The 12351-nt window shown below is 39.9% G+C and carries 10 protein-coding genes; 3 read left to right on the forward strand and 7 right to left on the reverse strand.

Annotated elements, in window-relative coordinates; all coding sequences use genetic code 11:
- The first annotated feature begins 116 nt into the window (after nucleotides 1-116).
- Entirely contained in the window at nucleotides 117-704 is a 588-nt protein-coding gene (locus tag LPA49_RS15120) for a DNA-3-methyladenine glycosylase I (RefSeq protein ID WP_199524105.1), read from the forward strand.
- Between the two features lie 107 nt (nucleotides 705-811).
- On the opposite strand, the gene LPA49_RS15125 is transcribed toward LPA49_RS15120, so the two are convergent.
- Nucleotides 812-2251, reverse strand: coding sequence for a sigma-54 dependent transcriptional regulator (locus LPA49_RS15125; protein ID WP_230236998.1), 1440 nt, complete (start codon nucleotides 2249-2251; stop codon nucleotides 812-814).
- A 303-nt stretch (nucleotides 2252-2554) separates the two neighbouring features.
- Between LPA49_RS15125 and fliS the strand changes: the two genes are divergently transcribed.
- Nucleotides 2555-2956, forward strand: a complete 402-nt coding sequence (gene fliS, locus LPA49_RS15130) for a flagellar export chaperone FliS (protein ID WP_230237000.1) — start codon at nucleotides 2555-2557, stop codon at nucleotides 2954-2956.
- Entirely contained in the window at nucleotides 2956-3243 is a 288-nt protein-coding gene (locus tag LPA49_RS15135; RefSeq protein ID WP_230237003.1) for a hypothetical protein, read from the forward strand. Before fliS ends, LPA49_RS15135 begins: the two co-directional genes overlap by 1 nt.
- Before the next feature lie 234 nt (nucleotides 3244-3477).
- Here the strand turns inward: LPA49_RS15135 and fliD are convergent, their stop codons facing one another.
- From fliD to flgK, 6 genes are all read right to left on the reverse strand, one after another.
- A complete protein-coding gene (fliD, locus tag LPA49_RS15140; RefSeq protein WP_230237005.1) occupies nucleotides 3478-4914 on the reverse strand; it encodes a flagellar filament capping protein FliD in 1437 nt (478 codons plus the stop codon).
- Between the two features lie 44 nt (nucleotides 4915-4958).
- Nucleotides 4959-5372 carry a flagellar protein FlaG gene (locus LPA49_RS15145; protein ID WP_230237008.1) on the reverse strand — a complete coding sequence of 138 codons (414 nt, stop codon included), beginning with the start codon at nucleotides 5370-5372 and terminating at the stop codon, nucleotides 4959-4961.
- Between the two features lie 127 nt (nucleotides 5373-5499).
- On the reverse strand, nucleotides 5500-6942 hold the full coding sequence (locus LPA49_RS15150; protein ID WP_230237011.1) for a flagellin: 1443 nt from the start codon (nucleotides 6940-6942) through the stop codon (nucleotides 5500-5502).
- 396 nt (nucleotides 6943-7338) lie between these two features.
- The gene (locus tag LPA49_RS15155; protein ID WP_230237014.1) at nucleotides 7339-8790 is read right to left on the reverse strand and encodes a flagellin; all 1452 of its coding nucleotides are present in this window, start codon (nucleotides 8788-8790) and stop codon (nucleotides 7339-7341) included.
- A gap of 233 nt (nucleotides 8791-9023) precedes the next feature.
- Nucleotides 9024-10277 (reverse strand): flagellar hook-associated protein FlgL, encoded by a 1254-nt coding sequence (flgL, locus tag LPA49_RS15160; protein ID WP_230237016.1) that lies wholly within the window; start codon nucleotides 10275-10277, stop codon nucleotides 9024-9026.
- Between the two features lie 2 nt (nucleotides 10278-10279).
- Nucleotides 10280-12343, reverse strand: coding sequence for a flagellar hook-associated protein FlgK (gene flgK / locus LPA49_RS15165; protein ID WP_230237019.1), 2064 nt, complete (start codon nucleotides 12341-12343; stop codon nucleotides 10280-10282).
- Between the last annotated feature and the right edge of the window lie 8 nt (nucleotides 12344-12351).

Here is a 12351-nt window from a genome sequence, read left to right on the forward strand (position 1 = left end):
AAAAAATCGTGTCTAGCTGTGTAAATGCACAATCCGTACCATAATTATTATTGTTTTATTTCAGTAGTTTAGCGTTAATTTTACAACGACAAAAAAATGACAATTGCGAGGGAACGATGCATCACCATCACCACAACCGCTGCCCATGGCTCGATACCAGCAAAGACGATTATGTCGCCTATCATGACGAAGAATGGGGGGTGCCAATTTATGATGACCACCGCCTTTTTGAGTTCATTACTTTAGAATCTGCACAAGCAGGACTCAGCTGGTACACAATTTTAAAAAAGCGTGATGGCTACCGTCGCGCCTTTAAAAATTTTGTTGTTGACGACGTTGCACAAATGGATGACAGCGACATTGAACGCCTGATGCAAGATGACAGCATTATTCGCAATCGCTTAAAAATTGCCGCCACGATTAATAATGCCAAGCGATTTATTGAGATACAAAAAGAGTTTGGTAGCTTTTCAAATTACCAATGGCAGTTCGTCGGGGGCAAACCTTTGGTGAATAATGTCGATAAACTTGAAGATTATCCAGCCATTACTGAAGCCTCGACAGCCTTTGCAAAAGATTTAAAAAAACGTGGTTTTAAATTTTTAGGCCCAACAACTGTTTATGCTCATATGCAGGCCTGTGGCATGGTTAACGATCACAGTAATGATTGTTTTAGAAAAGCCCAGATAATCGAGCAATATTAAGCGCTTGATTTAAATAAAGGAAGGTAATGCGATATCAAGTAGGTCGTACTTTAGCCTGTTAATTCAGGTATTCCCGTAAACATCGACCTACATAATACAAACAAGCGCTAGTCTCGCGATAAGTTATATTTTTTCATTTTTTCGACAAGTGTCGTGCGGCGCACGCCTAAAATTTCGGCAGCACGCGCTACAACATAGTCATAACGCTCAAGCGCTTGACTAATTAGGCTAATTTCAAGTTCTGCTAAGTATTCTTTAAGCTCAATGCCATCATCTGGTAATAAACCCGAGTCAACATGTGTAGCGGGCGTTTGCGGCCCTTCATCTTCATAATCGCTAAAGCCAGTGCTGAATATATCGTTAAATGCATCTCGTTCCATCAACTCTTCAGGGTACTCAGGCTGATAGGCTTCAACTTCTATGTAACGATACTTTGCAGGTAAATCTGGCACATCAACCACTTTATCAGGGAACATGATCACCATACGCTCAACCAAGTTTGCCAGTTCACGAATATTCCCAGGCCACGCATGCTCTTTTAAGCTTTGAATTGCTCGCTCTGTAAACTTCGCCGTCGTGCCACTTTGCTCGTTAACACGACGCATTAACTCTTTAAGCAGGAGCGGAATATCATCAGCGCGTTCGCTTAACGACGGGTTCTCAATAGGAAATACATTTAAACGATAGAATAAATCTTCACGAAAATCGCCTTTTTCTATCATCTCTTCTAAATTACGATGGGTCGCTGCAATAATACGCACATCGGCTTGAATTGGTTTTGTACCACCGACCCGCTCATAGCTTCGCTCTTGTAAAACGCGCAGCAACTTTACTTGCATCTGTAGCGGCATATCACCAATTTCATCAAGAAAGAGCGTACCACCTTGGGCTAATTCAAAACGCCCTTTTCGCGCCGAAATTGCACCTGTAAATGCACCTTTCTCATGGCCAAATAATTCACTTTCTAATAACTCACCCGGAATGGCACCACAGTTAACGGGAACGAATGGGCCGGAGCTGCGCTTAGATAGCAAATGAACATTTCGCGCAACCACTTCTTTACCCGTTCCAGATTCACCGAGTATCAGCACATTGGCATCGGTTTTAGCAACTTGCTCAATTAAAAAACGCACATCTTTAACGGCATCTGTTTCACCAACCAAACCATCAAACAATTTATTCGATTTTGACTGTTTATGATCGCCCGGCAACATACGTTGATACTGCTGACAATCATGTAAAAGCTGCGTAGTCACATCATGATTAAATGGCTCACAAATTAAGCCTACAACATTGGCAATGCTTAAAAGTGGCTTTAACGTTTCACCAATCAAAAGAAAAGGGATCGCAGGAAACTGTTTAATGACAGACTCATGATCTAATTGCTGAAGTGCACCAAGAATAACCATGCACTCTTGTTGTTGATGTTTTTCACAAAATGATTGAAGTGTTGACTCATCAACGAGTTGTACAGCTTCTCCGATAAAAGTGAGGGCTGCATTTAAACCAATCGCACGATTATTATTATTGTCTAAAATTAAGATCATTATTGGCGAACCACAGTGACTACGGGTTAGTTAGTTTCTAAATTGTAAGCGAGTTTAAGAGGGATGCAAGCGCTAAGCGGCAACTTTTTGACATCAACGCCAAAAAATAGTCACTTAGCAGCTATAACCAATACTAAAGGGTTAAAATTATTTACAGTCTGTTTTTTGCTTCAGTACCGCTACACACATTTGTATAATTCACCTAGACTAAGATAAAGAAAAAGTTAGTTCTGCCGATAATATACATGGCATTAATATTGCTAAAAGTTTTATTAATTGATGTTTTAATTATAGGATTTTCTCATGGCACACATCTCGGTAAAAAAATACAGTCAAGTCAGCGTTAGTAACATTAACGAAATGACACCTTACGAACAGATCAATTTAATTTTCAGTAATATCATTGGCCGGTTAGCAGCAACCAAAGGGTTTATTGAACGAAAAGAGTTTGAGAAAAAGGGTGAAAACATCTCAAGTTGTATTTTATTGTTTGGCGCATTGCAAGATGCATTGAATTTTGATCACGGTGGTGATATTTCAGGTAACCTTTTATCGCTTTACGATTTTTGCCAACGTCGCCTGATAGAAGCAAATATCAAAAATGATATTGACGCTGTTAATGATGTTATTCGTATAGTAAAAGAAATTAAAGAAGGCTGGGACTCTATTCCTGCTGATGAGCGCACACCTAAAGCTGAACAATAATGTCTGATTATAGCGCGCTGAATGCATTACTCACAGCATTGTCAGAGCACATCGATAAAACAGAGATTGAGCTTGCCAGTCATACATTAATAGCCATAGACCAAGAGTTAAAAGATTGGTGTGAGGGTGCAAACCCGCCTCTAGAGCATGAACTCTTAGCTATACAAGCCAAAATTTTAGCCGCTACAGCTAGACTTAAAAACGCCAGAGACAAAACTCAGACTGAACTTATTAATCAGCGTAAATCACATAAAGCTATTTCTAAATATAAAGCAACTAAACGCTAATTTGCGTTTAGTTGCTTTTAACATACTCAGTTATATAAACGTGTTACTAACGTCACTGATTAGCGCTGTATCAATTGTGCAAAATAAAGGCGCGGCTGTAGATAGTGAATTGGCTTTTATACTTCTATTCAAACAAAGCGAAATATTTACTGAAGAAGAGCTTATGCGCTAATGCAAAAAAAAGCGCCAAAAAAGTTGGCGCCTAAATACAGATAAGAAAACAGACTAATTAAATTATTTACTCTTTTTAACCACCCCAGGCATATTATCAAGCTGCGCTTGAACATAACTACTGGTTGAGTTCATTTGTGCAACTAGTAAATCCATACTGTTATATTGCGCATATAAACGAGACTCTAACGACTCCATTTTTCTTGCAAAATCAATGCGCTCATCATCTAAGCCATCTAACTGAGTTTGTTTACTGTTAATCCTGTTTTGAACAATACCATCGGAGTCAGTATAAAAACTCATTAAGTCATCAAAAGACTGCGCAAAGCCGCCTTCATCGCCCTCACCTAAAAAGAACTCTTGAACTAGGTCTACATCGGCTTCTACTTGCTCGTTTAAGCGTTCAGTATCTAAACTTAATTTGCCGTAACGGTCGGCTTCGACTCCTAGCTTAGATAACGACAAACTACTGCCATCACTCAAGCTAACTTCACTGGTTAATTGCTGACGAAGTTTAGACATTACACCACGCAGCATAGAGTCACCGGCCATTACACCCGCACCGCTTTCACCTGACTTACCAAGGTTATTACTAAGTTCAAGTAGTTCGTTATAGCTTTCTATAAAGCTATTTAAGCCCGCTTTGATATTATTATTATTTTCGGTAACTTTTAATGTGCTGTTATCGTCATCTGTGCCATGTACTTTTTTAGCTGTGATATCTACCCCATCAATGACGCTTTTAAACTCGTTAGTGTTACTCGTCACGGTTAGTGTGCCATCAATGGTGATTTGTGCATTCTGCGCGGCATCGACTTCGGTTAAATTAGTTACGTGATTCGCAGGATCTGCATCAGATACATCATATGCTAAGCGAGAAAGGCCGCTTGCATCTGTATTGTTACCATCACCATCTTGCACTGTAATGCTAATTGCATTTTCTTCACCGGTCTCTTTACTTGTTAGCACTAAATGCTGCCCTGCGTCAGTAGTTACTATCGTTGCAGTAACAGAATTATTGCTATCAGAACCCGTGAATGGACCATTATTTATTTGATCTCGTAAATCTTCTAATGTATTTGTTGGTGACAAAACAGTAGAAAAACTATTATCGCCCGAGCTTATAGTAATAACACCACTGCCAATTGGCTCATCCGCTGCAAATGCTGGTGATGACAGTTTGTGGGCTTGTGCAAGCGCATCAACTTTTACGTTATAACCACCAGGCTGAGCATTTTTATCTGAGCTTAACGATACAAAATCATCACTACCAGAAATACTGCGCTTTTGATAATTATCTACTTCGCCTAGTGCTTCCATAGATGTTTGCAGTTTTTCGAGGGCTGACTTTAAAGCACCAGCTGCTGAAATATCCGTTGTTAAAGTTGCTTCTTTTCTATTTAAACGTGAAGTAAAAGGGGTGCGCTCAGCATTTACAAGCGCATCAACAATATCTGATACTGCTAAACCTGAACCTAAACCATTAAATGAAATAGCCATAACACATCCTCTTAAATACTTATTTAAATCAAAGTAGCAAACAGCTAAGCTGTTTGATCAATTAAAAAACCCGCGGTTTCAGAAAGCTTAGCCACCAAGCTCAACACTTCTTCTGATGGGTATTGCTTAATTAACTCACCACTGTTTTTATCAACCACTTTAATGACATCACGGCCCGACTCTTCGTCTACTTGAAACTGCAAACTGCGGTTCATTTCGCCCATGAAGTCCTGCAATTGTTGCGCCATTTTCTCAAGCTGCTCGCGGCCTAGTTCATCTTTTTCAGCAGTTTTTTGCTCGGCTTGCACACTGCGTTCTGCTTGTTGTTGCTGTAACGTATTTTCTGCTTTCGTTGACTCTTCAACAGCATTGGCGACTAACTGCGGACTCGCCGTTACTTTATCGTCAACCTTTTTCGGAGCCACTGCGTAATCAGGGCTTTGGGTTATTGCACTCATAACGCCTCCTTAATTTTATCTACTAGCTAATACAACAAAAGGAGATTAGCGTAAGCCAATCTCCTTTTCATTATTTAACTAATGCTGACTTAATCATTAGTCTAGCTAATCATTAACCTAAGCGCTATTAGCCAATTAAGCTAAGTGCTGCTTGTGGTAACTGATTCGCTTGCGACAAGATTGAGGTACCCGCTTGTTGCAAGATTTGGTTTTTAGTCATGTGTGCAGTTTCTGTTGCAAAGTCTGTATCTTGAATACGGCTACGTGAAGCTGCTACGTTTTCAGAAATGTTTGCAAGGTTACTGATTGTGTGACCAAAACGGTTTTGAATCGCACCTAGGTCTGCACGCTGTGAATCAATTTCAGCTAATGCACCATCAATAATATCTAAAGCATTTTGGGCTCCTGAAACAGTTCCCAAGTTAACACTGCCAACATTAACACTTGATGATACTTGAGCTGTAGTTGATTCAATAGCTGCATCACCGCCCAGAACCGCAAATGACTCAGTTGAGTTCAACTTAATTGAACCAGCTATAACTGCTTCCGTAGCAGTAGCAACAGCCGCACCTGCAGCAGTAGTACCATCTGCCTCATAGCCTTGGAAAGAAGCTGTCATTCCTGTCATACCTGTAACTTTGATGTCCTTTCCACTTTCGTCTGTTAATATCAATCCTCGTGTATCATCAACAGTAGCTGTAACTCCGTGTGCTCCTGATTTTTCATTAACTGCCTCAGCTAATGCTGCATAATCAGTTGTACTAGATGTGGTTGCTGATATAGTTGAGCCATTTAAAGAAAATGATACTGCTCCAGCTGCTGAAAGAGTATTAATTCCTGCTACTGTTCTAGCATCAGCAGTAATTCCGGTATCAGATGTCTTGGCATTTATAGAGTTAGCAAGCGAAGCTGCGCTCTGGCCGGCAGTAGTAGCAAATGCTGTAGCCACACCATCCTTGCCAGTCAAAGTAACAGCAGGGTTAATTGCAGTTACGCCATTAACGGTTCCACTTGCATTAGCAGCACCTAAAGCTGTACCCGCAAGTGTCAATTGATTTGTCCCAATATCTGATGCAGCAATACTACTTAAACTCATCGATATCGTTTCATTCGCATTAGCTCCTACTTGGAAAGTCTTCGTACCAAAAGTACCATCAAGTAATTTTTGAGATCCAAATGATGTTGTATCTGAAATTCGCGTTAATTCAGTTTGCAAAGCACTTACTTCTTTTTGAAGCGCTTCGCGATCTGAATCTGAATTTGAACCATTTGCCGATTGTAGAGCAAGCTCACGCATACGCTGTAAAATATTGGTTGATTCATTCATTGCACCTTCAGCTGTTTGCGCCATAGAAATACCATCGTTAGCATTTCTCTGGGCTACAGCTAAACCATTTACCTGTGAGGTCAAACGATTTGAAATTTGTAGGCCTGCCGCATCATCTTTAGCGCTATTGATACGCATACCTGACGCTAAGCGCTCCATTGATGTAGCTAACCCTTGACTAGATTTTGACAAGTTACGTTGAGCGTTTAATGAAGATACATTTGTATTTACTGATAAAGCCATGATAAAACTCCTGATTACTTTCGTAATATATCTGTGTTGATTTAACCAAGAACTTTCACAATTGTATGTTCAAGCTCCGTACTGGTTAAGTTAACGGCAGATGAGAATTTATCTTTAGTTTTTTTTTTAAAAAAATGGATTTTATTTGAAAGTTTTAACTTAACAAACTGATTTTAATTATTTTTTATTTAAAACTATTTGTTTTCGCTTAAGTCGTATTGACCCCCTCATTTACTTCTCATTTTTCTCTTTGTACATTTTGTACATATAAGTTTTAAGTGAATTAGTTACAAAGAGGCTAAAAGTCGTTGTGCACTTCACCGAGTAAATTACAGCCTTTTATGCAATAAAAAAGCGCAACCTGTGCGCTTTTCATATATAAAGCTATAACTTTAATTAACCACCTAACAAGCTGACAGCCGCTTGTGGTATTTGATTTGCTTGCGATAAAATTGACGTACCCGCTTGTTGTAAAATTTGGTTTTTCGTCATGTGCGCAGTTTCTGTCGCAAAGTCAGTATCTTGAATTCGGCTACGTGATGCAGAGACATTCTCCTGTATATTAGCTAAATTACTAATTGTATGAGCAAAACGATTTTGAATTGCACCGAGACTAGCTCTTTGTGAATCTATCTGCGAAAGAGCACCATCTATAATATCTAAAGCATCTTGAGCGCCTTGAGTAGTCCCTAAGTTAATACTGCCAACATTTACGCTAGCTGAAACTTGAGATCCAGTTGGCTCTAATGCGGCATTAGCGCTAGTTACAGCAAATGACTCTGTAGAATTTAATCGAATAGAACCTGCAACGGTCGCAGAAGTCGCACCTGCTAAAACTGTAGTGCTTGCTGTTTTTCCATCATGCTCAACCGCCCTAATTGACGCGGTCGCACCTACCATAGATCCAATCACAATATCTTTACCACTTTCATCAGTCAGTACCAAACCTAATGTTTCATCGACAGTTGCTGTAACACCATGCGCACCGGATTTCTCATTAACAGCCTCAGCAATCGAAATATAGTCTGTGGTGCTTGATGTAGTTGCTGAAATAGCTGATCCATTCAATGTAAAAGATGTTGCTCCAGCTGCACTTAAACTGTCTATAGAGACTACAGTTCTTGCATCCGCAGTAACGCCTGTTTCAGTTGTTTTAGAATTAATTAAAGTAGCAAGAGTATCTGCACCATCACCAGCTGTCGTATTAAAAACTTTAGCTTGGCCGTCTTTACCAGTAATACTTAAAGCTGTTGTCGGTGTTGTTGTTGGAACCCCATTACCACTAGTACCTGTTACAGCAGCCCCTAACCCTGTACCAGCAAGAGTCAATTGGTTAGTCCCAATATCTGCAGATGCTATACTGCTTAAACTCATTGAGATTGTTTCATTGGCATTAGCACCAACTTGAAAGCTTTTTGTTCCAAACGAACCATCTAATAGTTTCTGAGATCCAAATGAAGTTGTATCAGAGATGCGTGTCAACTCCGTTTGTAACGCACTAACTTCTTTTTGTAACGCTTCTCTATCTGAATCTGAATTAGAGCCATTGGCAGATTGAAGAGCTAACTCTCGCATACGCTGTAATATATCAGTTGAAGCTTGCATTGCACCTTCCGCGGTTTGCGCCATTGAGATACCATCATTGGCGTTACGCTGTGCGACTGCTAAACCATTTATCTGTGATGTTAAACGATTTGAAATTTGTAGGCCCGCTGCATCGTCTTTTGCGCTATTAATACGCATGCCCGATGCCAAACGTTCCATTGAGGTTGCTAAACCATCGCTCGATTTTGTTAAGTTACGTTGTGCGTTGAGTGACGACACATTAGTATTGACTGTTAATGCCATTTTACCATCTCCTAGTTTTAATTAGGCTGTGGTCCAATGATAATGTGAGGAACCACGCGCTTTGTGTAGAACTAAAAGCAGGAAATGTGCCAGTTTAAATATAAACTATAAAATCTTGTTTAATAACGATTTTAACCTATAAAAATAGTAATTATTAAGCATAAAAAAGCCAGTGACAATTTTTTGCCACTGGCTTTTTATTAAAAAGGCAAACTATTTCCGACAATACAACATTATAAGTAATCAAATAATGACAAATTAGCTAAGCGGCCAAAGGTTGCCTGTGAAGCCTGCAAAGCAGTCTCATGTTTCGTTAAGTCGCTGATTGCTTCAGCCATATCAACTTCGACTAAACTCGCTTTATTCGCTTTGTTATTTATATCAAGTGCACTGTTGGTATCTGTTACTCGCTCGACTAAAATCATACGCGCCCCTAAACTCGCTTGAGTAAATACAACTTGATCACTGGCATTTTGCAGTTGTACTAAACCATCGGCTAATGCGTCATGCAATGCATCTCCCTCTAGGCCACTGTTAAGATTTGTAATTAAGTTTTGCATAGTATTAAGTACATTTTCTTTTTGCGGTTGTTGCAGTGAAAAATCAAATGTACCTGGCGCTGCACCCTCTAGCTTAAACTCCATGCCAGCAAACTCGATAGGCTCACCAGTAAATTCCCCGGTAACAGCTGGCGAAATAGGATTCCCATAGCCATCGTTTATAATATAAGTATCAGGGTCGCCAGGGTTTACTCCGGCGACAAGTTCAACTTGAAAAGAATTATCTGCAGCATTTGCTGTTGGGCTTAAGTCATAATTAGCTTGATGGAACGTGTCAAAATCAGCTTGATTTTTCACATACACAGTGCCTGAGGTCACTCCTCCTGAAAAGACGCCATCGTTAGAAGTAACATTGAGCCGAGCATTCACTTTTTCAAATGTTGTAAATCCATTATCACTTGATTTTACGTGAACACCTTGCGCTATCGTTACACTATGCTGGCCTTGGTCTCCCTGATATTCGTATAAGCCAGTAGATGTGTCAAAACTATATGTTTGGGTGCTGTCTTGATATCCCGAAAAAATATACTTACCGTCTTCTGACTGGCTATTCATCAAATTAACTAGCGACTTTTGTAGCTCTTGTAATTCTCCTGCGATAGTTTCTAAGTTTGTTTGACTCATAGCACCATTACCCGCTCTAATCGTTAATTCTTGCGCTGCTTGAATCGTCGTATTAATACTCATCAAGATACTTTCTTCGGTTTCTAGACGGCCATTCAACTGATTAATATTTTTTGTGTGCTGCTCATTAGTTTGTATTTTGTTTATATACAAAGACGCTTGAGAATATGCCGACGGGCTTTCAGAGGTCGATAAATACTTTTTACCTGTTGTTACACGCTCTTGTGCATTAGCAACACCTTGCTGGCCTTCAAGAATTTTATTAACGCTGCTTTGATACATTAAGTTATTTGATAAACGCATAATTACCTCGCTGAATTAAGTAAGGTGTCGAATATTGAACGAGCAGTGGCAAGCACTTGCGCTGATGCCGCATACGATTGTTGGAAACGCAATAGATTCGCCGCTTCTTCATCGAGGTTTACACCTGACAGAGATTCGTACCACGCTTCAGACTGCTCTGCGAGCGCAGTAAATGCTGCACCATTAGTCTGTGCCTGATTAGTCACAACGCCAATATCCGACACTAAACTAGTATATGCTTTGTTTAAGGTTAGATGATTATTACTAGCGTTACCGACTACATTTTGTCTAACTATATTTGAGTTTTGAATATCAGCTAAAAACTGCCCATTACGGTTATCATCAAAGCCGTCTTCATTGGCCTCTATTGTAAATGAATCACCTAAAGCTGGCGTCCCCTCAATATCAAAATCGAAGCCAACTTGCTCCGCAGTGAGTGTTGTTATGTCATCTAACACGCCCGCTGTTTCAGCTTGTTGAATAACATTTTTACCAGAAGAATCAATTGCAAATGGAGCTGTCGTATTCGTACCATCACTTAAGGTGTACATATCGGGGTTTTCAGCGCTTTTTGTTAAAGTTAAAGACCCTGTTGGTAATTGTAACGATGGGGTATCTGTAAAATTTGATACATCAGACACCGTACCAGCTGAAATACTGGCAGTACCTGTATTGTTAATATCGTTTGCAGTACGAATAGGTGAAGCAAGCGCTATATCTTCTGGGCGATTTGTTGCAAGCTCTAAACTTGTTGATGCTTGAGAATTGAGTTTGATCATAAATTGATCATCAATATCAGGTAAAGAAGACATATCCAGTGTTAACTCTAATCCGAATAAATCTAAATTTGGGTTATTTTGTGAATTAACCTTACCTGTTGCTGGGTCAACGACTGCTGTAGTAAAAATTTCATCGCCGTTGGCATCCTTAATCGTCTCGCCTTTATTATCAACAGGGTAAATTTCAACTTCATTAGTGCCACTGTACTTTACAATAAAATCACTTGCTGGCAATTCATTGCCTTTACCAGCTTCAACGCTTGCAGTAATACTTCCGTTGCCCGTGTTTGCTTGATAAGCAAATGCATCAACCGTGGGGATTTTAAATATATCCCCACCTAAATCGCCATCGGCATCCATACCTAAATGGTTTTGCTGATTAAAGGCATCAGCAAGGGCTAAGCCCATTTGGCCTAATTGATTCTGGGCTGGCACTAAAATGTCATCACGAAATGACAGTAAGCCGCCTATTTTGCCTTTAAGTTTACTTACATCAACCTCAAGCGGCACGGCTTTGCCACCATTAACATCTAAATGTAGCTCTTTGAAGCTGGGATCGGGATCGCCAGTAAATGAAAACAGGTTAAAGGTACCGCTTTCCATCACTAATGCTTGACCAGACCCCAAATAGACTTGTTTCTCACCGTTATTACCGTTGAGAGTTTCTACATCAATGAGTTCTGATAAGTCACGAATTGCTTTGTCGCGCTCGTTGTACAGTCCGCTAGACGCTGATTCACGATCAGTGCCATGCACCGCGGCAATTTTAGAGTTCAATTCGCTAATACTTTGGATCAAGTTATTTGCTTCATCCGAGAAAATTTCTAATTGCTCATTCACAACAGTCTGCTGGTCAACCACGATGCTTGAAAGCCTGTCCATTTGATCAATGAGGTTTTGTGCATCTGTCATAACCAGCGAACGCGCCACCGTCGATGAAGGCTGATTTAAGCTTTCTTGAACATTATTAAAAAACGAGTTAATGCTGGTTGATAAGCTATTCGACTCTTCAGAAAACAAGCTATCGACTCGGCTTGCTTCTGTTACAAACTGATCAAAAAATGCTTTATTTGACGTATCACGATTTAGCTGTTTTTGAGCAAACTCATTGAGTAAACGATACGTTTCACCCTGACCAACTTGGTTGTCGATCATGGTGCTGAACTCAGTGCGCTCACGAACATAACCCGCTGTATTTACATTGGCTATGTTTTTACTGGTCGTTTGTAAAAGCTCAGAATTCGCTCTGATACCTGCATTTGCTATGTCATATAAGCTGAATGACATGAGGACTT

Source organism: Pseudoalteromonas sp. MB41 (assembly GCF_020966275.1).
GTDB classification, from domain to species: Bacteria; Pseudomonadota; Gammaproteobacteria; order Enterobacterales; family Alteromonadaceae; genus Pseudoalteromonas; species Pseudoalteromonas lipolytica.